Source organism: Rhodococcus sp. P3_B8, from assembly GCF_056402775.1.
Genome location: NZ_JBFUGT010000007.1, coordinates 73,402 through 96,323, shown reverse-complemented (window position 1 = coordinate 96,323; position 22,922 = coordinate 73,402). Strand labels below are relative to the sequence as shown.

19 protein-coding genes are annotated in these 22,922 nt (G+C 65.1%); 7 read left to right on the top strand and 12 right to left on the bottom strand.

The features are described 5' to 3' along the window. Nucleotides 1–13: 13 nt before the first annotated feature. From AC1D1G_RS05210 to AC1D1G_RS05170, 9 genes are all read right to left on the bottom strand, one after another. The gene (locus AC1D1G_RS05210) at nt 14–1,204 is read right to left on the bottom strand and encodes a TerC family protein (protein ID WP_283351736.1); all 1,191 of its coding nucleotides are present in this window, start codon (nt 1,202–1,204) and stop codon (nt 14–16) included. A gap of 124 nt (nt 1,205–1,328) precedes the next feature. Next, complete coding sequence (locus tag AC1D1G_RS05205; protein ID WP_477951439.1) at nt 1,329–2,822, bottom strand: gamma-aminobutyraldehyde dehydrogenase; 1,494 nt, start codon at nt 2,820–2,822, stop codon at nt 1,329–1,331. Continuing rightward, complete coding sequence (locus AC1D1G_RS05200; protein ID WP_477951438.1) at nt 2,819–4,204, bottom strand: aspartate aminotransferase family protein; 1,386 nt, start codon at nt 4,202–4,204, stop codon at nt 2,819–2,821. Before AC1D1G_RS05200 ends, AC1D1G_RS05205 begins: the two co-directional genes overlap by 4 nt. Next, the gene (locus tag AC1D1G_RS05195) at nt 4,201–4,662 is read right to left on the bottom strand and encodes an Lrp/AsnC family transcriptional regulator (protein ID WP_009478710.1); all 462 of its coding nucleotides are present in this window, start codon (nt 4,660–4,662) and stop codon (nt 4,201–4,203) included. The genes AC1D1G_RS05200 and AC1D1G_RS05195 overlap by 4 nt, the downstream gene beginning before the upstream one ends. Before the next feature lie 85 nt (nt 4,663–4,747). Next, nucleotides 4,748–6,283, bottom strand: a complete 1,536-nt coding sequence (locus AC1D1G_RS05190; RefSeq protein ID WP_283333437.1) for an APC family permease — start codon at nt 6,281–6,283, stop codon at nt 4,748–4,750. Nucleotides 6,284–6,361: 78 nt separating this feature from the next. Beyond that, the gene (locus tag AC1D1G_RS05185) at nt 6,362–6,742 is read right to left on the bottom strand and encodes a cupin domain-containing protein (protein ID WP_477951437.1); all 381 of its coding nucleotides are present in this window, start codon (nt 6,740–6,742) and stop codon (nt 6,362–6,364) included. Continuing rightward, nucleotides 6,739–8,163: an NAD(P)/FAD-dependent oxidoreductase gene (locus AC1D1G_RS05180; protein WP_477951436.1), complete on the bottom strand. Its 1,425-nt coding sequence runs from the start codon at nt 8,161–8,163 to the stop codon at nt 6,739–6,741. The genes AC1D1G_RS05185 and AC1D1G_RS05180 overlap by 4 nt, the downstream gene beginning before the upstream one ends. A 175-nt stretch (nt 8,164–8,338) precedes the next feature. Further along, on the bottom strand, nt 8,339–9,778 hold the full coding sequence (locus AC1D1G_RS05175; protein WP_477951435.1) for a family 43 glycosylhydrolase: 1,440 nt from the start codon (nt 9,776–9,778) through the stop codon (nt 8,339–8,341). Between the two features lie 123 nt (nt 9,779–9,901). Beyond that, entirely contained in the window at nt 9,902–10,333 is a 432-nt protein-coding gene (locus AC1D1G_RS05170; RefSeq protein ID WP_477951434.1) for a nitroreductase/quinone reductase family protein, read from the bottom strand. A gap of 309 nt (nt 10,334–10,642) precedes the next feature. On the opposite strand from AC1D1G_RS05170, the gene AC1D1G_RS05165 reads away from it, so the two are divergent. Beyond that, nucleotides 10,643–11,041, top strand: coding sequence for a hypothetical protein (locus AC1D1G_RS05165; protein ID WP_317567882.1), 399 nt, complete (start codon nt 10,643–10,645; stop codon nt 11,039–11,041). On the opposite strand, the gene AC1D1G_RS05160 is transcribed toward AC1D1G_RS05165, so the two are convergent. Then, nucleotides 11,025–11,528 carry a hypothetical protein gene (locus tag AC1D1G_RS05160; RefSeq protein ID WP_477951433.1) on the bottom strand — a complete coding sequence of 168 codons (504 nt, stop codon included), beginning with the start codon at nt 11,526–11,528 and terminating at the stop codon, nt 11,025–11,027. The two genes, AC1D1G_RS05165 and AC1D1G_RS05160, sit on opposite strands and share 17 nt — an antisense overlap. A 127-nt stretch (nt 11,529–11,655) precedes the next feature. Between AC1D1G_RS05160 and AC1D1G_RS05155 the strand changes: the two genes are divergently transcribed. Beyond that, nucleotides 11,656–12,978, top strand: a complete 1,323-nt coding sequence (locus tag AC1D1G_RS05155; protein WP_477951432.1) for an HNH endonuclease signature motif containing protein — start codon at nt 11,656–11,658, stop codon at nt 12,976–12,978. A 90-nt stretch (nt 12,979–13,068) separates the two neighbouring features. Here the strand turns inward: AC1D1G_RS05155 and AC1D1G_RS05150 are convergent, their stop codons facing one another. Beyond that, the gene (locus tag AC1D1G_RS05150) at nt 13,069–15,687 is read right to left on the bottom strand and encodes a helix-turn-helix transcriptional regulator (protein ID WP_477951431.1); all 2,619 of its coding nucleotides are present in this window, start codon (nt 15,685–15,687) and stop codon (nt 13,069–13,071) included. Between the two features lie 288 nt (nt 15,688–15,975). Here AC1D1G_RS05150 and AC1D1G_RS05145 point away from each other — a divergent pair, with 288 nt between their 5' ends. The 4 genes from AC1D1G_RS05145 (at nt 15,976) to AC1D1G_RS05130 (ending at nt 19,261) form a co-directional block, all read left to right on the top strand. Beyond that, entirely contained in the window at nt 15,976–16,407 is a 432-nt protein-coding gene (locus tag AC1D1G_RS05145) for a hypothetical protein (protein ID WP_477951430.1), read from the top strand. 189 nt (nt 16,408–16,596) lie between these two features. Further along, the gene (locus AC1D1G_RS05140) at nt 16,597–17,874 is read left to right on the top strand and encodes a S8 family serine peptidase (protein ID WP_477951429.1); all 1,278 of its coding nucleotides are present in this window, start codon (nt 16,597–16,599) and stop codon (nt 17,872–17,874) included. Between the two features lie 16 nt (nt 17,875–17,890). Continuing rightward, on the top strand, nt 17,891–18,133 hold the full coding sequence (locus AC1D1G_RS05135; RefSeq protein ID WP_280780818.1) for a hypothetical protein: 243 nt from the start codon (nt 17,891–17,893) through the stop codon (nt 18,131–18,133). A 456-nt stretch (nt 18,134–18,589) separates the two neighbouring features. Further along, entirely contained in the window at nt 18,590–19,261 is a 672-nt protein-coding gene (locus AC1D1G_RS05130) for a chymotrypsin family serine protease (RefSeq protein WP_477951428.1), read from the top strand. A gap of 411 nt (nt 19,262–19,672) precedes the next feature. Here the strand turns inward: AC1D1G_RS05130 and AC1D1G_RS05125 are convergent, their stop codons facing one another. After that, the gene (locus tag AC1D1G_RS05125; protein ID WP_477951427.1) at nt 19,673–19,819 is read right to left on the bottom strand and encodes a hypothetical protein; all 147 of its coding nucleotides are present in this window, start codon (nt 19,817–19,819) and stop codon (nt 19,673–19,675) included. A 1,571-nt stretch (nt 19,820–21,390) separates the two neighbouring features. On the opposite strand from AC1D1G_RS05125, the gene AC1D1G_RS05120 reads away from it, so the two are divergent. After that, the gene (locus AC1D1G_RS05120; RefSeq protein WP_477951426.1) at nt 21,391–22,914 is read left to right on the top strand and encodes a sugar transferase; all 1,524 of its coding nucleotides are present in this window, start codon (nt 21,391–21,393) and stop codon (nt 22,912–22,914) included. Nucleotides 22,915–22,922 lie beyond the last annotated feature (8 nt).

The following is a 22,922-nucleotide window of genomic DNA, read 5'->3' as shown; positions in this document are numbered from 1 at the left end:
TCTGTGAGTTCACCTAATTTTGTTTGAGGAACGCGTCGTGCTCCTGGTGGGAGCGTTTGATGAGGTCCATGAGTGCGGTTTCTTCGCGGACCATCTTCTTGAACTTCGGGTCGAGCTTCTTGAGTTGTTCCTCCTCGTTGATCAGCTTGTCGTACATCCGTTCGCGCTCTGCCTTGTCGGCGGTGTAATCGAGGTCGAGGTAGTTGATCGCGTGCCGCCGGGCACCGGCGATCGCGGACTGCGCTCTGCCCTTCTGGCTGGTGAGCGACGCGATGACGGTGATCACGAGGATGCCGATGATGACTCCGAGCGACACGAAGGTGCTGATTTCGACGACATTCACGGGTTCGCCGTCGTTGACGAACGGCAGGTTGTTCTCGTGCAGCGCGTGCAGGATCAGCTTGACCCCGATGAACGCAAGGATCGCGGCGAGTCCGAACGACAGGTAGATGAGGCGGTCGAGGAGTCCGTCGAGCAGGAAGTACAGCTGTCGAAGACCCATCAGCGAGAACACGGTGGCCGTAAAGACGACGAAGACGTTCTGGGTGAGGCCGAAGATCGCGGGAATGGAGTCGAGCGCGAACAGGATGTCGGTGCCGCCGATCGCGACCATCACCAGCAGCATCGGCGTCATCGCCCGCTTGCCGTTCTCGATGGTGAAGAGTTTGTCGCCGTCGTAGTGCTCGGTGGTGTGCATGAACTTCTTCGCGATCCGGATGATGAAGTTGTCGGCCGAGTGCGAATCCTCGGTCTCGGGTCGCAGCAGGTTGCCGGCGGTGATCAGCAGGATGAGGCCGAAGAAGTAGAAGATCCACGCGAACGAGTTGATGAGCGCGGCGCCGAGGAAGATGAACGCCGTCCGGGCGAAGATCGAGAACACGATGCCGAACAGCAGGACCTTCTGCTGGTCTTCGCGCGGCACCCGGAAGCTGGACATGATGATGAGGAAGACGAAGAGGTTGTCGACGGACAGCGCCTTCTCCGTGACGTAGCCGGCGAAATACTCCGAACCCATGTCGACGCCGCCGAAGATCAGGACCGCGACGCCGAAGAGCAGCGCGAGGCCGACGTAGATCGACGACCAGATCGCCGCTTCCTTCAGCGTCGGGATGTGCGCGTGGCGGACGTGGAAGAAGTAGTCGAACGCGAGTAGGGCGACGATCACGATGATCGTCACAATCCAGGCGAACGGGGTCACATGCATCGTCTCTGCCTTTCAGCTGAAGCGAACGCGCCTGTTCGTCAGCGTAGTCGCGCGCGGGGCGCGACTTGGCAGAACCGCCGCGGTCGCCGGGACGGCACCCGTGCTTCCGTCCCGGCGACCGGGCTCATCGTCGGTCGCCGAACACCGTCCGGTGCCAGTCCTTCCTGGCGGTTCCGGTGATGTCGGACATGACGTGCTTGACGTTGGTGTACTCGTCGAGCGAGTACGTCGACATGTCCTTGCCGTAACCGGACGCCTTGTACCCGCCGTGGGGCATCTCGCTGATGATCGGGATGTGGTCGTTGATCCACACACAGCCCGCGGCGATGTCGCGGGAGGCGGTCTGGGCCCGGTACAGGTCCCGTGTCCACGCGGACGCCGCCAGCCCGAAGTCGGTGTCGTTGGCGAGCGCGATTCCGTCCGGATCGTTTTCGAACGGCAGGACGACGAGAACCGGGCCGAAGATCTCCCGCTGCACGATCTCACTGGACTGGTCGGCACCCACGACGAGCGTCGGCTCGTAGTAGAAGCCGGACGCGAGGTCGCCCCCGGGGACGGATCCGCCGCGGACGATCTTCGCCCCGGTGTCGCGGGCGCGTTCGATGAACCCGGCGACGTGCTGCTGTTGTCGCCGCGACACCAACGGACCCATGTCGGTGCCGGGATCGGACGGGTCACCGAGTCGGACGGTGTCCATGAGCGACGCCACTCCCGCGACGAAGTCGTCGTACAGCGGACGCTGCACGTAGGCGCGGGTGGCCGCGGTGCAGTCCTGGCCCGAGTTGATGAGGGCACCGGCGACGGCTCCGTTGATCGCGGCCTCGAGATCCGCGTCGTCGAACACCACGAAGGGGGCCTTCCCACCCAGTTCCAGGTGGAGTCGTTTGCCCGCCGCGGCGCCCGCGATCTGCCGTCCCACGGGTGTCGAGCCGGTGAAACTCACCATGCTCACGTCCCGGTGCGACACCAGCGACGAGCCGGTCGTCACGCCGCGGCCGGTGATCACGTTGACGACGCCGTCCGGCATTCCGGCTCGGGACGCGGCCTCCGCGAACAGCAGCGACGTGAGGGGAGTGATCTCCGCCGGTTTGAGCACGATCGTGTTGCCTGCGGCGACCGCGGGCAGGACCTTCCACGCCGCCATCTGCAGCGGATAGTTCCACGGCGCGATCGAGCCGATCACCCCGACGGGTTCACGGCGGATGGTGGACGTGTGGTCCGGGGAGTACTCGCCCGACGCCTTGCCCTCCAGGTTGCGGGCCGCGCCGGCGAAGAACGACACGTTGTCGATCGACCCGGGAACGTCGAACTCGGTCGACAGTTTGATCGGTTTGCCCGTCTGCCGGGTTTCGGTGCGTGCGATGTCGTCGGACATCTCCGTGAGCTCGGCGGCCCATCGAGTCAGGACGGCGGAACGCTCGCCCGGCCTCGTCGTCGACCAGTCCGCGTAGGCGGTCTTCGCGGTGGCGACCGCGTCGTCGACGTCGTCCACCGACGCCTCGGTGCGGGAGGAGACCACCTCGCCCGTGGCCGGATCGAGCACCTCGTACCGCTCGGCCGCCCGGCCCTCTCGGTAGCGGCCGCCGACGTACATCCCGGGAAGGTCCTGGTGGTTCACAGCAGGGTCCAGGCTTCGGTGAGGACGCTGCGGAGGATGTGTTCGATTTCGTCGAATTCGGCCTGTCCGCAGATCAGGGGTGGGGCGAGTTGGATGACCGGGTCGCCGCGGTCGTCGGCGCGGCAGTACAGGCCGGCGTCGAACAGGGCGGTGGAGAGGAACCCGTGCAGGATCCGTTCGGCCTCGTCGTCGGTGAACGACTCCTTGGTGGTCTTGTCCTTGACCAGTTCGATGCCGTAGAAGAAGCCTTCCCCGCGCACGTCGCCGACCATCGGCAGGTCGGTGAGCTTGTCGAGGGTGGCCCTGAACGCCGGCGCCTGCTCGGCGACGTGGGCGTTGAGGCCCTCGCGTTCGAAGATGTCGAGGTTCGCCAACGCCACCGCCGCCGAGACGGGGTGCCCGCCGAAGGTGTAGCCGTGCGCGAACATCGACGTCCCGTCGGCGAAGGGTTCGAACAGCCGGTCCGAGGCGATCATCGCCCCGATCGGGGAGTACCCCGAGGTCAGGCCCTTGGCGCAGGTGATGATGTCGGGGACGTATCCGAAGTCGTCGCAGGCGAACATCGACCCGATCCGGCCGAACGCGCAGATCACCTCGTCCGAGACCAGCAGCACGTCGTACTCGTCGCAGATCTGCCGGACCCGCTCGAAGTAACCGGGCGGGGGCGGGAAGCAGCCGCCGGCGTTTTGCACCGGTTCGAGGAAGACGGCGGCGACGGTGTCCGGGCCCTCGAATTCGATGGCCTCGGCGATCCGGTCGGCGGCCCAGATCCCGAACGCCTTCGGGTCCGAGCCGAGCGGTTCGGGGGCCCGGTAGATGTTGGTGTTGGGGACCCGGAACGCGCCGGGGGTGAGCGGTTCGAACGGGGCCTTCAGGGCGGGGATGCCGGTGATGGCGAGGGCGCCCTGCGGGGTGCCGTGGTAGGCGATGGAGCGGGAGATGACCTTGTGTTTGCCGGGTTTGCCGACCTTCTTGAAGTACTGTTTGGCCAGTTTCCAGGCGCTTTCGACGGCCTCGCCGCCGCCGGTGGTGAAGAAGACCCGGTTCAGATCGCCGGGGGCGTAGCCGGCGAGGCGTTCGGCGAGTTCGATCGCCGGTTCGGTGGCGTAGGACCAGAGTGGGAAGAACGCGAGCTGTTCGGCCTGTTTGGCGGCGGCCTCGGCGAGCTCGGTGCGGCCGTGCCCGGCCTGGACCACGAACAACCCGGACAGTCCGTCGAGGTAGCCCTTGCCGGCGGTGTCCCAGATCCGGGCGCCCTCACCGCGGGTGATGATCGGCGGGGTGATGTTCTGCCCGTGCCGGGAGAAATGCCCCCACAGATGGCGGCGGGCGGCCGCCTCGAGGTGCGCCGTGGTGGGCGAAGAGTTGGTAACCGTAGTCATCGGGTTCCCCAATCATATTGCTGTTTGACAAGTTTCAGGTACACCATCGTCTCGGTGCCGAGCACACCGGGAATAGTGCGAATTTCTTTGTTGAGCACGGTCAGGAGGTGGTCGTCGTTCTCGCACACGATCTCGGCCAGGATGTCGTAGGCGCCTGCCGTCAACACGACGTAGTCGATGGCGTCGACGTCCGCGAGGCGGGCGGCGATCTCGGTGACGTCCCCCGAGCAGCGGATCCCGACCATGGCCTGACGTGAGAATCCCACTTGCACCGGGTCGGTGACCGCGACGATCTGCGTGACGCCGGTGTCGATCAGCTTCTGCACGCGTTGGCGTACAGCCGCTTCCGACAATCCGACGACCTTGCCGATGGCCGAGTACGACCGTCGTCCATCCTCCTGAAGTTGCTCGATGATCTGCTTGGACACGGGATCGAGAGAGGCAGGCTGCTCAGACATGGTCGAATCCTCCCTTGCTCGTCGTGTCGAAGACAATCGGCTCGGACATTTCGGAACTATCGCCTCTTCCTGGTGACGTGGGTACTCACGATTCGGGCACCTTCACTTCGGTGTCGGCGGTGAGGGTGCGTCCGCGGAAGAAGTTCCGGGAGCCCGTCGCGAAACACAGCAACATCAGGGGGATTCCGACCACCAGCATTCCGACGCCGAGAACGAACACGCCCCCGAACGGGCCGAACGCGGTGAATCCGTAGTCGGGACGCAGCATGTCGACTGCGCTCTGGACGAAGGCCCACGTCATGCAGAGTGCACCGAGAAGCGGAAAGATGCCGCGCATGAACAGATTACGTGCCGAGTCGAGGAGTGTCCGACGGAAGTACCAGACGCACGCGTAGGCGGTGATGCCGTAGTAGAAGGCGACCGCGAGTCCGAGCGACGCCACCGAATCCTGCAGGGCGTTGGCGCTGGCGAACGACAGGACCAGGTAGAACAGGAGTGCCGCAGCTCCCATGACCAGGGTTCCGAAGCCGGGGGTCATGTACCGGGGGTGCACGGTGGAGAACCGGCGCGGCAGTGCCTCGTAGACCGCCATCGACAACGTTCCGCGGGCCGTCGGCAGGATGGTGGTCTGGGTCGAGGAGAGCGCGGAGATCGAGACCGTCAGCAGCAGCAACGAGGCGGCCACCGGCCCGGCGACCGGTCCGCCCAGCGTGGTCAGCACGTCGTCGACGTTCTCGGGATTGTTCAGTCCGATCCCGGTGTCCCCGAACCCGGCGAACGACTGGACCGCGTATCCGACCAGGACGTACGTGGCGACGAGAATGACCGTGGTCAAGACCGCGGCGCGACCGGGAGTCCGCTCGGAATCCTTCGTTTCCTCACCGACCGCCAGGCAGGCGTCCCACCCCCAGTAGATGAAGATGCACAGGATGATGGCCTGTGCGGCACTGGACATCGAGACACCGGTCGGAATGATCCAGTCCAGTCGCGGGGTGACCGCCTGCGGGCCGGCGGTGCCGCCGAACACCTTCGACAGTGCGAGGACGCTGACCCCGATGAGGACGGTGAACTGCACCGCGATCAGGACGTTCTGCAGGCGTTCGCTGATGAGGATGCCGCGAAAGCTGACGTACGTCATGGCCGCGATGAAGAAGCAGCCCAGCAGCACCTTCGCGGCGAGCGACTCGGCTGCCGCGTGCAACCCGAGAACCTCGAACAGGTAGATCGCCGCGATCTCCGCGGTGTTGGCGAGGACGATGATCGCGGACACGGCGAGTCCCCACCCAGCCATCCAGCCGATCCACGGGCCGAACGCCTTGGTGCCCCAGGTGAACGAGGTGCCGCAGTCCGGGGTGTCCCGATTGAGCTCGCGGTAGGCGAACGCCGTGAGCAACATCGGGATGAACGCGACGAGGAACATCGACGGTGCCTTGTCGCCGACGGCCAGGACGACGTATCCCAGTGTCGCGGCGAGGCTGTAAGCGGGAGCGACCGAGGACAGCCCGATCACCGTGTTGCCGATCAAACCCAGAGCGCCGCTGTTGAGGCCCTTCGCGGTGCCGAGCGGATCGTGGGTCTTCGAAGGCTGGGTCTTCAAGGGTGGCGGTTCGGCAATGCTCATCAAGTCTCCCTCGAGGTGTGCGGCTGCGGGCAGAGGTGCCCGTGCGGGTGTGATGAAGGGGTGTAGTGGTTTTCGCGGTTACGCTTCCGGCGCGGCGATGAAGATCTTCCGCAGCGTGTCACGCACGATCCACCGGGTCTTCTGCCCGGACCGCACGTGGACGACACTTCCGGGACCGAGTTCGAGATCGGGGGTGTCGTCGTCGAACTGCACTGTCGCGTCACCGCTGAGTACCACGAACACCTCGTCGATCTCGACGTCGCACGAGACGCTGGGCTCGATCTCCCACACGCCGACGGTGACACCGGCGAAGTCGCCGAGCACTCGTTCGCCGACCATCGGCACGCTGTCGCCGATCCCCTGCTCGTCCGGGAGACGGTGGTAGTCGAGATCGGTGGTTCGAGCCTCGATGTGCGGTCCGGATTCCCAGGCGACGACCCCGGTCGCGGGGTCGATCACGAGTCGAATCCCAATCCCACCGCGTCGAGAGCCTTGAGGAACAGGTTCCGCCGGCCTTCCGTGTGATCGGCGCGATCGAGGGACCACCGGGTGGCGTTGATGCCGGCCGCCGCCAACGGTTCGGGCGGGAAGGGGAGGGGCATGGACTTCACCAAGTCCAACTCCGTCAACGCCGTCGTCTCACCGGACACCTTGTCGAGCATGACGTTCGCCGCGAAGCGGGAGGCGCCGACACCGAGACCGGTGAAGCCGGCCGCGTACGCGATCCGCCCCTTCGCCGCGGAACCGAAGAACGAGCAGAAGCGCGTCGACGTGTCGATGACGCCACCCCACTTGTGGGTGAACTCCAGGCCCTCGAGCTGCGGGAACGTCGTGAAGAAGTGGCTCGCGAGCCTCGTGTGGGATTCGGGACGGTCTTCGAGGTCGTGGTGCATTCCCCGCCCGAAATGGTAGATCGCGTCGTATCCGCCCCAGAGGATCCGGTTGTCGCGGGTGAGCCGGTAGTAGTGGAATTGGTTGGACATGTCGGCGACGCCCTGCCGGGCGGACCATCCCACCTCCGCGAGCTGTGCGTCGGACAGCGGTTCGGTCATGAGCACGTAGTCGTACACCGGCACCGTGTGCAGCCGGTACCGCTTCAGCAGGGACGGAAAAGCATTGGTTGCCAAGATCACTCGGCCGGCCGACAGGGTCGCGGACGCCGTCCGAACGCCGACCCGGGACGACGATCGGGAGCGGACGAGATCGAGGACCTGGGTGTGCTCGAACATCTCGACACCGTGCCCCGCACAGGCCCGGCCGAGTTCGGTGGCGAGCTTGGCCGGATGCACCAGCGCCGTGGACTGCTTGTCCCACACGCCGGCCAGATACGTCGGCGAGTTCACCTGCGCCCGCATCGCGGGCCCGTCGAGCACCGTGGTGGTAGCGCTCGGCGGCGTGTCGAACACGTCCTTCGCCTGGTAGTCGGCGATCGCGACCGAGATCGCGCCGTTCCGTTCGAAATCGCAGTCCAACCCCAGGGTGTGGACGGTCTTCTCGATGGCGTCGAGGTTCTCGAGCCCGAGCGCCTCCAGAGCGTCGATCTCCCCTGGCCAGCGTCGACGTCCGTTCTCGCTGCCGTGGGTCAGGCTGGCTTCGACGAACCCGCCGTTACGGCCGGATGCCGCCCATCCGATGGTCTCGCCCTCCACGAGCGCGACGGACAGGTCGGGGTGGCGCTGTTTCGCGAGGAGAGCACTCCAGAGTCCGGTGTATCCGCCGCCGACGACCACCAGGTCGTACGCGGCGTCGGCCGAGGCGGCCGGGTAGGTGGGGGTGTCGGCGACGTCCTCGATCCAGAACGGTGCCAACCGGGTGCGCCGGAGCGCATGGTCGACGACCTTCGCGTTCGGTTGATTCTTCTCGAACACTGTCTGCAGCATGGAGCACCTTTGTTGGTGGAATGACCGAAAGGTGACGTGTGAGGCACGTCACCGTGGCACCCATCCTGACCTACGCTCGCCACTATTTCAATAGCAATAGGCGAGAAACATTGCGGAATCAGTTGTCGAAGTAAGAATCGGAAACCGAATCGGTTGTCCTTGCTGGCCTGCCTCGTCAGCGCGCGACCGTGCCGAGGTGCAGCGACACCGAGCGGACCGGGCTGATCCTGGCCTCGTCGCCGGACTTGACGGCGTGAACGGTGCCGAACTCGACGGTCTCGTCGGGGTAGGTGCCCGCGAACGCGTAGGCGTAGTAGGTGCCGGCGACCGCATCTCCCGGGACCGTGTAGGCGATGGCCTCCTCCAGGACCTCGCCGGGCTGCAGGTCGACGTCGATCGGCCCGAAGAACGGATCGCTGGTCTGGCCGTCCGGGGAGACCGCGCTGACCCATACCTGCCCCGCGTAGGGACGATCGTCGGGTGCCTCGACGAGCATGGTGGTGTCGACGGTCCCGCCGCCCGCGGGCAGTGTGGTGTCGGAATCCGCGCGCAGCGTGACCCGCACCGGCAGGTCCGTGTCGGGGTTCGCCGGCCCGGTCGACGCGGGCGAACCGTCGCCCACCTCGGGCCAGCCGTTCGCCCACACGATCCGGTCGATCATCCCTTCGCGCCGGCGGGCTCCGCTGGGCAGATCCCGGTTGTCGCGCGGAATGGCGTGGTACACGATCCAATCCGAGCCCGCGTCGTCGGAGACCACCGTGTTGTGGCCCGGCCCTGCCCACGGTTCGCTGCCGGCGAGGATGAGGGCGCCGCCACCCTCGTTCAGGTCCTGGCCCTTCCGGTCGAGGTACGGCCCCGTCAGCGACTCCGACCGGCCGACCAGGACGCGGTAGGCGGTGTCGGCGCCGTTGCAGCAATTGCCGGCCGAGAGGAACAGGTAGTAGTAGCCGTCGTGGAATTCGACGAACGGGCCTTCGAAGCGCTCGTCCGCGACGCGTACGGGTTCGCCGGCCGCCGCAGTGCCGTCCGGGCTGAGCGGGATGGCGTGGACGCCCTGGAAGTTGCCGACGAACATCGTCTTCGTCGTGCCGTCGTCCCACACGAACGGGTCGATGGTGCCGCCGACGCCGACGTCGTGGGCGCAGAACACGGGCCGGCCGAGGTCGGTCCACGGTCCGGTAGGCCGATCGGCGGTGGCGAGACCGATGCACGGGTTCGACTCGTCGTAGAGCGAGTAGTACAGGCTGAACTGGCCGTCGGACTCGAGCACGTTGGGTGCCCAGGCGAGCTTGCCGTCCGGGTGCCACGCGGGCCGGTCGGGGAAGACGTCGCCGAGGTACATCCAATCCATGAGGTCGGCGGACTTGAAGATCGACATGTTGTGCATGCCTTGGCCGTCGCCCCAGTCGTCGGCGGTCGTGTACATGTAGAACATGCCGTCGGATGCGCGGACGACGCTCGGGTCGGCGGCCACCGGTTGCACGATCGCTTCGGCCGTCGCCGACGGGGCAGGCGCACCCATGAAGACGAGAAGCGTCAGGGTCGCCACGATCCACCCGCGCCGCGGACGGTGTCGGGTGCCGGACTTGCGCAGCGCAGCATCGTCAGTGTCCACGTCACTCCCAACCTCGCCCGCCCGGAATCCGCAAATCTATAAGGGTGAGGTCGAGGTTAAGGGTGGAACCGGCTCACAGCGCCGGACTGCAACCGAACCGTGTTCTGCCGGCGATGACCGGCGTCAGGTCGTGGGGTCGAGCAGAACCAGGGGGATCTCGCGGTCCGTCTTCTTCTGGTAGCCGGCGTATCCCTTGTATGCAGCGGTCACCTTCGGCCACAGACGGGCCCGCTCCTCGGCGGTTGCCACGTGAGCGCGCATGGATTGCGCAGGGTTTCCCTGCAGCGACAATTGGACCACCGGGTTGGCCTGCAGGTTCAGGAACCACGCGGGGTGGCGGTCGTCGCCGCCGCGTGAGGCCACCACGACGAGCGTGTCACCTTCCCGCACCGGAACGGTCAGCATGACGCTGTGCACCTTCCCGGTCTTGCGGCCGACGGTGGTCAACTCCACCGCCGGCATCTTGCCGAAACTCCGCCCCACCCGCCCGCCGGTAATGCGCAGCAGGGCGCGGTGGGCGGCGTTCATGAACTTGAGTCCGCGGTCCGTCGGCATGGTTTTCAGCGTAACGGCTTCAATGTCCGCCGGAGGCTGCCCGCGCTGTTGACGGACGGTCGTCGACGAGTTCACTCGGGCCGACTCCGGCCTCGCCGGCGATTCCGGCGAGTTCCGCGCCGACCGACTCGTGCGGCTCGTCCGCCGCCGACACCTTCTTCTGCGGGCACCCCGCACCCCAGGCGCTGTGGCCCGATCGGGGGACATCCGAATCATCCGATTCTGGGTCCGATCGGAGGACAGCCGCGGCACCCGATACGCGACAGGATGACTCTCATGCGAGTCGGATGCAGGAACAGGACGAGGTAGATGTCGACGATAGCGAGCACCACGCTGGCCGAGGTGGCGTCCGAGTGGTGCACCGAGGCGGAGATTCAGGTGCAGTCGTCGGCCGTCGCGGGCGGACGGAATGTCACGCGGAGTGTGCTGTTCATCGGCAACCCGTCCACCGTCACCGAAGTGACGCACTGGGCCGCCGTGCGGCACTGGACGGTGGAGCAGGGACTGAAGCCCGTACGCGAACTCCAGGCTGATGTGCTGTACGCGATCGTCACCGAGGCCGTTGCCGACGGCACCTGCGCGTCGGCGGATGCGGCGGTCGTGCAGCGTGTGCGCGCCCGCGGCCTGGACTGCATCCCCGTCTACGACATCGAGCCGTGGGGGACGGCCCGGCTGTCCGGTGCGCTGCCGCCTACGTCGGCTCCGTGAGTGCGCGTTGGGCCGCGGGCCAGAACTCGAATCCCGCAGTCATCAGCCCGCCGAGCCCGATGATGATCACCGCGGCGTCGACGCTGGTCCGCCCCTCCTTCGCCCAGTAGACGTCTTCCAGATCCAGCAGCAGCGCCAACTCGTCGACGATGAGCGCGGTGCCGACGCCGTACGAGATCGGCACGGTCGGATGGTGGCGTTGCTTCTCGGAGCCACGCACCGCCACCGCCCCGACCCCAGCCAGCGCCGCGATGCCGAGGTTGTAATGGTGGAAATGACGGCCGTGGAGACTCAACCCACCGCCGGCCGGCCCGTGTCCACGCCTGATCCAGTGCGTCAGCGCCCGCACCCCCACGAACGTCAGGGTGAACGCACCCCACGACACCACCGCCGACTGCTCACTCGGATCGAGCTTCCTCCGCCACGCCGCCCGCAGACGGCGCAGGCGACTGCGGTGGGGTTCGGTCGCCGGGTCCTGGGTCGTCACACCGTCAAGCGTGCCACCCGTTCGCGTACTTCGTATGTCGTTCCGGGACTTCTTCGGTGGGGTACCCGAAGGTCGCGGCTGTCACGAAACCATTGACTCGAAAGTGTGTTCGAACTAGAATTCAAGGATGGGGCTCGGGGGAGATATCCAGGGGGCGTTGTCGGACGAGATTCTGGCGACCGCGGTCGGTGATGCGTGGCGTCTGGCCGAGGCGGAGTTGCTCGAATCGGTCGTTCGTATCTCGGAAGAGATTCAGCGGCTTGAAGCGTTGCGGGTCAAGCTCGTCGGTGCCGTCGATCATCGCTGCAAGGTCGATGTGCTGGGGTTTCCGAACGCCAAGATGTGGCTGGCTTCCAAGACGTTGCTCGAGGTAGGTGCGGCCGGGCGAATCGTGCTGTTGGGCCGAGGTTTGCGTTTCCAACCGGAAATTGCGGACGAGTACTTCGACACCAACATTTCGGCGGAGCATGCTGCGCTCATCATGAAGTTCTGCGAACGGCCGCCCAAAGGCATGCCGCTCGAAGCGATGGATGACTGCCGAAATGCGTTGCTGTTTGCCGCAACCGGTCCCACCGCCAACACGGACGCGGTGCGCGCCGTGATCGCCAGGCTGGAACGTGCCTTCGAGTCCGACGATCCGCCGCCCAGTGAAGACACCGACCTCAATGAGTTCCACGCGTCCAAGACACTCAACGGACGCGTCGCCGTTAAAGGCGACCTGGATGCCGTCACCGGCGAGATGCTGCTCTCGGCGCTGTCCGGACTGTCCAAGCCGAGGCCCGCGCAGGACGGCACCAAAGACAGTCGCACGCCCGGGCAGCGACGGGCGGACGGGTTCACCGAACTCCTTCGCCGCTACCTCGACTCCGGGATCGCCGGCGAAGAAGGCGGACAACGACCACACGTCTCACTCCACGTCAACGTCAAAGATCTCGCCGACCACACCGACTGCAATGCAAGCGCAGAGCAGGATGCCGCCGCCGCCTCACCGGACGACTCACTCTTCGCCGTCGACGGAGTCGCATGGACCGAGTGGATGGGGCCACTAAGCATCAAAGCAGCCCGGCTCCTCAGCTGCGATTCGATTTACACGCCGATCGTGCTCGACGAGAACGGGGCGCCACTCGATCTCGGTATTTCCACCCGGACCGTCACGAAGAGGCAGCGAAAAGCGTTGGTGGCGAGGGATCGAGGATGTGCGTTCCCCGGGTGTGGTGCGCCGCCGTCCTGGTGCGAAGGTCACCATATCGTCCACTGGTCCGCAGGCGGGCCGTCCGACATGGGAAACCTTGTCCTGCTCTGTGGATTCCACCACCGCTTGCTGCATCACAGTGACTGGGAAATAGAGATGGGAGCCGATCGGCACCCCACGTTCATTCCACCGCGGCAGGTCGACTGGGAACGGAAGCCGATACCGGCGCACAACCAGGCCCGGCCCCGAGCCTCCTGACCGCGCGGCACAGCGCACCACGCCGACTCTGCAACAGGATGATTCCTGTTACCGAGCCGGCATGTCGTCGTGCCCGGAGACCGGCGGGTGTCACCGAACCGTCGTGCCCATCGCCTGCGCAAGACCGTTGCGATCGGCGACGTCGAGCTTGATGCACGCACGGTAGATATGACCCTCCACTGTCCGCACAGACACGAACAACCGATCGGCGATCTGGCGGTTCGACAATCCGGCCGCAACCATCGACCCCACCTCACGCTCACGACTCGTGAGGGGGAGTGGATGGGCCGCCTCCACCAGCGCGGGAGAGGACATGTGATCGCATCGTGCCGACAGGGCTTCGGCCGCGGCAGCGCACTCGATCGAACGCCGCTTATCGCCGGCATTCGTGAACGCGATCGCCGCCCGAGCGTAAGCGTCACCGGCATCCGGCAAGGCACCGATCCTCTCGAACTCGGCTGCTGCCGATGCCACACCGCATCCGTTTACTGCCGCGACTGCCGCCGCATGCCGCGCAACGATGTCGACAAATTCGCCGTCGCAGATGTCGGCCAACTCTGCGAGACGAGTGGCGGTGGTCGTGTCGCCGAACCGGATGGCAAGGTGAAGCGCGACCGCCTCGATGCCGAATTGCCCTGATTTACAAGCGCACTCTGCCGCCGACCGAGATAGATCGACGGCCCGCGAGGTTTCACCTCGTGCCGCGGCGAGCCACGCCTGCGACATCATCAGTTGGGGCCCGAAGACGGCAACGTGCCGGCCGTTCCGAGCCTGCGCCGCGGTGATGATCCCGTCAGCCTCGTGAATGCGACCGAGCTCCGAGTACGCCTGACCGAGGACGATGTAGGCGGGGAAACTCCAAGAGATCGCATCGGCGGTATCGCCGACGTTGAGGGCGGCGATCGCCTGTTCGAGTCGACCCGCGGCGTCGGTGAACCGACCGCGGGCAAGTTCCACCGTCCCCACCAGGATGTTCGCGAGCCCCCACGCAACGTAGCGGCCGCTCGACGCCAACGAGAGGTACTCCTCGGCCCGGCGCTGCGCCGGGGTGAACTGTCCGGTGAGGGTCAACGCGAGGATCTCGCCGTGCGCGGCAGGGAACCGCAGCAACCCGTCGATCTGATCGGCCACCGCAGCGCTGCGTGCCGCCAGTTCCGGCACACAGCCTCCGCGTCCCATGAGTGCCAGGGACAACCCGCCACCGAAGTACGCCCACTCGATCGCCCACGGCAGTACGCGGTCGGCGGCCAGAATCGCCTTCGCCGCCGCTGCTGCTTCCTCGGGCCGATTCTCGAACACCGCGCACACCGAGCCGATGCCCTCGATGATCGGCACGAGACTCGGATGTGTGACCTTCTCGCGGAGAACCGCGAGGACCTCGTCGGCCTTCTCCGACTCGCCGCTCGCCCAGAACAGGTTTGCGATCCGCGACGTACCCCAGCGCACCAGCTGCACCTGGTCCAGGCTGTCGGGCGAAAAGGACAGCAGCAACGATTCGGCCTCCGTCGCGTGCCCCTGCCACAGCAGAGCACGGGCCAGGAGGTCGGCCGCCTCGAAGCCGCCGGTCTGGTCGAGTGCCGCGCGTGCGAGCCGTTCCCCCAGAGGGACATTCGCCAAACCGATCGCATCCTCCGCGGCGTTCACCAACAGATCGGGTTCGACGGACCGGTCGCTGTCGAGGGCCAACTCTGCCAGGCGAATTCGATTGGAGGATCCGACCACGGCCCGGCTGCTCAGAGCCTCCACGAGCTGTCCCCGGAGCCGTCGGCCCGCCGCGCGCCCCACCCGTCGTCGAATTACCTCACCGAACAGCGGATGCGTATAGCGGACGTCGAGGCGGTGTCCATCCTCGACGATTCTGACGAGGCCACGTCGCTCGGCCTCCTCCACCGCGTCCTCACCCGCCAGCTGCCCGAGGATGTCCAGATCGAGCGGCTCGCAGAACGTGAGAAGCTGCAACGCCTGCAACACGTCGTGAGGAATCTGATCGATCCGGTGCTCCAGCAGGGAAGCGAGTTCGGACGTGATGGCGGCACGCCCCCGCAACTGCCAGACGCCACCGGAGCGTCGCAGCGTCCCCGCTTCGAGGGCGCCCTCCACCAGATGCCGGACGAACAACGCGTTCCCGCCGGACGCCTCCCAGATCATGTCCGCGCTCAGCCCCTCGAGCGGGCCGTCCAACACGGACTCGATCAACTCGATGCTCTGTTCCCGGCTGAACGGCGCCAGTTCGAGCCGCAGGAGGTGACCGTCCTTCCACAACGACGTGATCGCATCGGGCACGGTCTCGCCGTTGCGAACGGTGGCGACGATGTGCACCGCCCTGTCGAGGGCAAGCTGATGAAGGAATGTCGCCGAGAGCTGATCGAGGAGGTGCGCGTCGTCGACACCGATCACCACGTCGCCACTGTGGCCGTCGTCGAGGAGCGCCTGCCGCGCCGCGGACAGGAAGGCAACCGGATCCCGGGAGGTGGACGCCCCGACCAGATGAGCGAACACACCCAGCGGGATGCTGCGCGCCGATTCGGTGCCCGCCACCCATTTCACGTCACGCGGCAACGACTCGGTGGCGAACCTCGCGAGGGTGGTCTTGCCAACGCCGGGATCGCCCGTGAGGACGACACCGCATCCCCCGGACCGAGCCGTGAGCGACGCGGTGATCGCGTCGAACTCGACTTGCCGCTGAATCAGAGGCCACGTCGGACCCATGCACTGATTCTAGATTCTCGCGGCACCGGTGACAGTACTGAGACGAGTATTGATCGCGAGTTCTCCAGCGAAACAGTGCAATACAACCTGGGAGTCGCTTTAGGCCGCAGTACTCCAGAGACTTCGATGGGTTGAGCTGCGAGACACGGGCGCGAGTTCGGTTTTGAGATCGGCCGGAGGCGTGTCTCGCAGGATCGGGTAGGACGCTACTCGCGAGATTAGCCGACATCCGGGCCACGCTGAATGGGTATCGCGGAAAGTTGTTGCGTCGAACTACAGGAGCATGTCATGACCGCGCGGCCGGAGCCCTTCTTCAGTTGGACGGCGAGACGAGTCGAACTCCGTGAAGTCGAGTCCGCTGTCCTGGTGTTGGACGAAGTCGTGCCGGTGGGAGCGGGCACGGCACGACTGATCGCCACTCGCGACGAGGACACCGACATCGACTACCTTGCGTTGGTTGTCGGCGACGTGGCCGACCGACACGACGTCGCGGTCCGCGTCGTCGACGAGGAGGCCCTCCTCATCGAGGGCAGCCGATCCGAATCCTCGCCGGAGATCCTGATCGGGTTGCGGACCGCACCGAGCATCTGCGGTTGCTCCGATGCTCGGCACGTGGACAGCCAGCTGTGCCTGGACGGTCCGATCCGGACGATGATCGCATCGATCGGCGTGCGGTCCGTCGTCGTCGACTGGTATCACGCAATGTCTGCGGTCGCGTGAACCGAACTACTCACCCCGACAGCTCGGTCCACGAGAAATTCGGGTAGCGCGCCACTCGCGGAAGTCGGGGTCACATGCCGGACCGTTGAGTGCGTCCAACGAGCGTCATTCACGAACGAAAACCGAAGGCAAGTAGACACATCGACGTGACGACGAGTGCGCCGCGATCCAGAACAGAAGGACGAAACAGTGATATCTCGACAAGATTCCGACCGTGACGGCGACGGGCCCGTCGCCGATTCGCGGGCCGAGACGACGGGCCGTCAGGTCGTGATGTTCACAGACGACGGGAGGCGAGCGGAACCCACAGCACTCCTACGGTCCCTCATCGGGGTCTCGACCGTAACGAGAAGTAGCGAGTTCGATTCGTCAGCAATGGATCTCGAACTGGCGGAAGCGTCTGACGCAATTCTGTTCGACGAACTCGGAATTGCAGTGGTGACCGCGGACCCCGACCAGTTGGCCGCACTCCACACCGCAGCCGCCTCGCCCGACGTCGCAGTCCTCTCGGTCGAACCCGAGTTGGTCCACCATGCGCTGGACAGTGAAGACACCGTCGTAGAGATCGCACCGCCTGAGGACGGTGCAGTCGCGGCAGTAGACCTCGACCACTTCCTGGATACGCCGGAGTTCACCTGGGGACTGCAGGCGACCCGCACCACCTCGTCGGCGTGCAGTGGGCGCGGTGTCAGGATCGCCGTCCTCGACACCGGATTCGATTTCACCCACCCGGATTTCCACGGTCGCACCATCACGGCCCAGTCGTTCATTCCGGGCGCAGAACCCCAGGACGGGCACGGACACGGCACGCATTGCATCGGAACGGCCTGCGGTCCGGCGGCAGCGGCCGGCACCCGCCGATACGGAGTGGCTCACGGAGCCGACATCTTCGTCGGGAAGGTTCTGTCGGATCAGGGGCGCGGTGTGGACGGTGGGATCCTCGCAGGCATCGAGTGGGCCATCGCCAACGGTTGTCAGATCGTCTCGATGTCGCTCGGTGCCGACGTCGCGTCGGTGTCTGTCGCCTACGAGACGGTGGGGCAGCGTGCGCTGGCGGCCGGAGCGCTGATCGTGGCCGCGGCCGGCAACAACGCGAACAGAGCCGCAGGGCGCCCGGGGCTGGTGGGCGTACCCGCCAACAGTCAGTCGATCATGGCCGTCGCTGCAGTCGACCCCGATCTCGGGCTGGCCAATTTCTCTGCTGCGAGCAACCCCGTCGCCGGTGGTCAGATCGACGTGGCAGGACCTGGCGTGCGGGTGTTCTCGTCGGTGCCGATGCCCGTGCGGTACGGCTCGAAGAACGGAACAAGTATGGCCACCCCGCACGTCGCGGGTATCGCTGCCCTGTGGTGCGAGACGACCGGGCGCACCGGCCGCGATCTGTGGTCCCTGCTCACCCAGCATTCCCGGCGGCTCGGGTTGCCGTCACTCGATGTCGGCGCCGGGCTGATCCAGGCCTCCGGATAGAAGGGCTCGACGTATCGTGCCGGGGATCGTCGGAATCAGTGTCACGGTGGACGCCGACCACGTCGAGGGCATCGACGTGGTCGGCGTCGCGCTGGCCGAGGAGGGCATGCGGATCGACGCGGTGCACCGCACGATCGGAATCATTTCCGGTTCCGTCCCCGCGAGCCGACTCACAGCCCTCGAAGCAGTCCCGGGCATCCTGGCCATCGAACTGGAGCAGCATGTCGATATCCGCCGCGGCGGCCCTGAACCGGGGTAGGCGACGCCCCCACTTCGGGGAGGTGGGCTATTTCGTTTCGTCGTTTCTAATTCACGCTGCCGAAAATGAGGGCGTGCAACAGCCCCGACACGAACTGGGCGAACATGCCAAGAGGAGTATCCCAAACGCCGCTGTCCATGAGCACTCTCCCGGTAGGTATGGCGAAACCCCGCTCAACTTCGGGGAGAAGGCGGGGTTTCTCCGCCGGCTATCGGATGGGTCCACCGACGCGAGCTGATCATAAATGGACAACTCGATCACTGGCCAGTCAAAATGAGCCGTGTATATCCTCCGAATGACAAGGGCATGAACCGCTTCCATCCAGAGTTGCTCAGCTTGTCCCTCGCGCCTCACGGGATGGGGGGTTTCGTCGCCAAGCACCCCATGAGTGGGCGTTCCAGTAAGAAGAACAGGAGAATGCTCCCCAAGTCGGAGAAACAGGAGACAAGGATGAAGATGACTTTGGTCGCGGTTCTGGCCGCGCTCGCGGTGACGCTCGGTGTCGCCCCGGTGGCGCAGGCGGGACCGACCATCCATGTCGGGCCTGGTACCGCCTACACCCCGTATCCGGACGTCGAGGGGTACTGCTCGATCGGCGCGGTCGGCACCGACAACGCGGGCCGCTTGGTTGCGCTGACTGTCGGCCACTGCCACCAGGGCGCGGGTACGGCTGTCTATAAGGTGGGTGACGCTGCCAAAGGGCCGATCGGGTGGGAGACCGACGTGTACTCGCGCAACACGGACGGCACGTTCACGGCGCTCGATTATGCGGTAATCCGGCTGAACCCGGATGTTGTCGTGCCGAGCAAGTACAGCGACACCACCGACGTCGTCGTCTCGACTGTCGGCGATGCCTCGCTGTCGAACATGGGGTGCAACCACGGGGCAACCACCGGCAAGAATTGCGGGATCATCGGCAAGGTAAATGGTATTCACCTCCAGAACTGGGCGGTGATGTGGCAAGGCGATTCGGGCGGTCCGATCGTGGTGGGGGAGACGCTCGTCGGTCTCAACATCGGCATGGACTTCGGAACCCAGCCGACGACGTTCTACGGGAAAATCACGCCGATTCTGGCGGATATCAATGCAAAAGGTAGCTACGGCGCCGGGTTCACTCTCGTGCAGTAGCCACGGGGGCCCACCTCACCTCCGAGGTGAGGGATTTGGTCCTTCAGGAGGCGCTACCAGTGGATCTACCAAGGGGCACGACGACGCCCCACGCCTTCCGGGGCGGGGGCGCTTCGCAACTTCTAGTTGACGCTGCCCCAGTTGAGGGCGTGCAGCACTCCCGAGACGAACTGGATGAACATGCCAGAAGGTGTATCTCAAACGCCGCTGTCCATGAGTACTATTTCTGAAGGTAGGACGAAACCCCGCTCGACGTCGAGAAAGGCAGGGTTTCCGCGCCGGCTGTCGGAGGCGTCCGCCGGACGCGAGCTGATCATCAACAGGCAGGTCGGCTACCGACCAGTTCGCTCGTGTGCGTATACCACCCGAATGACAAAGGGGTGAAACCTTTCTGGCCGGCACTGGATACAGCTATTCCTTACCGCGTGTCGCGCTCAGGTTGGTGAGCAGTGTGTTCAGCTGCGCTTCGAGTTGCATGACGCTGACGAAGTCGTCCTTCCCATAGGCGTGCTTTAGGAGGGCGGCAAGATCGTAGAGTCGGTCGGGAATAGAGTGCATGGTGCTCCTCCGGAGCGCGTGCCTGAGCTGATGCTCATCGGGAACATGGGGAGCGTCGGCGTCACAACGATGTGGTCCGGCGGTGTTAGATCAGCGAGTGGAGGTCGAAACCCTGTCGGAACCAGCGGGCGAGCATCAGCGGGTCTCTGCACTGGCGCTGGGTTGGGATCGCGACCAGTGCGCGCTGAGCGTATCCGCGGGTTCGGTTTACCGCTACGGCGGCGAGATTCTCACCGCTGACTGCCTTCCACCTTGCCGCGAAAGCAGGATCTCGAACCCACTGCACGCCAGTCGTTGTCACTCGCACGATGTGCTGGGAGGTGTGTCGAGGGCGCGCCGTTGCCAGGTCGGAAGTGGTTGAGTAACAGGTTCATCGCCGTCGAACAGGGCGGGAATGCGAGATTTTGATGCTACGAGCTACGGTTGATCAAGTTTGCGGTCGCTTTTCCGGGTTCCGGATAGTCTTTCGGTCAGTAGTGTAATGCGCTGATCTACTTCGGGATTGATGTGACGAGCTGAAATAGCAATTCGAATGCGATCAGCCGTCATGCCTGCATCGCGAAGGAGGGGGGTGGATCGTGAGAAAAAGTTCGTGCCCGCGGCTCCCCTGCTGTTGCAAAGTCTTTCAACTCGTGTAAAAAGAACGAGTGCCCGGCAGGGGTACGGATCGAGATTCCAACACCATCGCCTCGGCAGGAGTGAAATATGTCTGTAGATTTCGCCAGCATCTCGGAATTGATCAACTTCCTTGCTTCGTTCCTGACCTTCAGTTCGGAGGGTGGGTCCGCCGGAGTGTAAGTCCAGCACCGATCTGAAACTGGGGCACACAGCAACGCTGTGTGCCCCAGTTTTTGTGCGATGGCATTCGGTGTCGGGCACCCAGTCCGGCCGTTAAACGCGCGACGCGATCAGGGGAGGCCGATTTGCCGCGTCGGCAACGTTCGGTGGACAGAACCAGAGTTGGTTGCGTGTCCGGGTTATGCGGCGGTCTGGTCGGGCGGCCCGCCAGTCCGGCTCTTGCGCCGACGGGGCAACTTTTCGCGCCGATCTTTTTGCCGGGCTGCTCTCCCGATCAGTATTGCGAGTGGTATCGACAACACCACCCACGCAATTACGATCCCGATTGTCCACCACCACACGGCCCCAGTATGCCGCACTCGAGGGGGTAGCCAGGCTACCGTACTCGACATTCGTAGCTGCGAAAATGCTGAGAATTTCCGGGCCGATCGTTCAGAATGCGGGCAGGTAGTTATCGGGATCCGGACCGCGAGCAAATTGCGGCCGGCACCATACCTGCTCGCCGGCGCGATCGCCAGCATTTCGTGTGACCTCCGGTATCAGATGGTCCGCGTGGCAATGTCATTCGCTCGATATACACACCTGCTGACCTGCGATAGAAGGGCTGTACCGCCCTGTGGATCGGGTACTGTGAACCTGATCACTTGATGTCTCAACTTTGGGGTCCGCGTGCGAATATCGACGCGGCAGCAAACATCGGGCGATCGTCGTCTTCGCCATGTCGTGAGAACACACGAGCTCGCCAGTCAGGATGGCTCGAGCTCGGAAGGCGAATGGTGACGGCATTCGATGTTTCACCCGACCCGTCTCGGGCTCCGGAGAACGCAGCGGCGTTCGCGGAGGAAGGGGGTGGGTCGTACAGTCGCCGCAAGTGGCAGGCTGCGTACATTCGACGTCTGCTGATCTCGGACACGCTGATCGTGATCGCCGCGGTCGCGCTCGCGCAGTGGGTGCGGTTCGGCGACAGCGGCATCCTGACCACGAGCGGTATGGGACACGACCTCAGCTACACGCTCGTCTCCGCTCTGCTGATCGTGGCGTGGCTGACGACCCTGACGATCTTCCGGACTCGCACGGTGCGGGTGATCGGGAGTGGGCCCGACGAGTATCGACGGATTTTCGTGTCCACCGTGCGGCTGTTCGGCTTCATCGCGATGCTGGCGCTGTTGTTCCGCCTCGATCTGGCTCGGCTCTACCTCGCCATCGCGTTTCCCGTCGGGCTGGTGGCTCTGATGGCGAGCCGCTGGGCGTGGCGTCAGGTGATTGCTCGTAAGCGGTCGCGCGGAGAGTTTCAGACGTCGGTCCTGGTCGTGGGCAACGAACGTGCCGTCCGGAATCTCGCGGAATCCTTCGCCCGAGGTACGGCCGACGGGTATCGGGTGGTGGGCGTCTGCATTCCGGGACACTCCGGCGACCATGGCGACAAGATCACCGTCGCCGGCCGCGACATTCCCGTGCTCGGTAGCGAGCTCGATGTGATCGATTCGCTCGAGTTCTGTCACGCCGACACCGTGGCCGTCACGGCTACCGAGCATCTCGGGCACGAAGGGATGCGCGCGCTCGCCTGGGACCTAGAGCCGCACGACGTCGACCTGGTGGTTTCACCGGGAATGATGAATGTGTCCGGTCCGCGTCTGTCGATGCGGCCGGTAGCGGGACTACCGCTGATTCATGTGGAGAAGCCGCAATATCACGGCGCGCAGAAGTTTTCGAAGCTCGTGTTCGACATGATCTTTGCGGCATCGGCACTCGTCTTGACGAGCCCGGTGATGATTCTGGCCGCGCTCACGATCAAGCTGACCAGCAAGGGCCCGGTGTTCTACAAGTCGGAGCGGATGGGCCTGGACGGTCGTCCATTCCCCATGCTCAAGTTCCGCAGCATGGTGGCGGACGCCGACAAACAGGTCGCGGCGCTGATGACGGCGAACGAGGGTGCCGGCGTCCTCTTCAAGATCCGTGAGGATCCGCGGGTCACCCGCGTGGGCGGAGTTCTGCGCAAGTACAGCCTCGACGAGCTTCCGCAGTTCCTCAACGTTCTGCGCCGGGAGATGAGCGTGGTAGGTCCGCGCCCGCCTCTGCGCCGAGAGGTCGAGGCCTACGACGGCACCGTCCGTCGCCGACTGCTGGTCAAGCCGGGCATCACCGGCCTGTGGCAGGTGAGTGGGAGATCGGATCTGTCGTGGGAAGAGACCGTGCGGCTAGATCTCTCGTATGTGGAGAACTGGTCGATGATGGGCGATGTCCTCATCATCGGCAAGACGGTGCGGGCTGTGGTGGCTGGTGACGGTGCGTACTAGGGCATCGA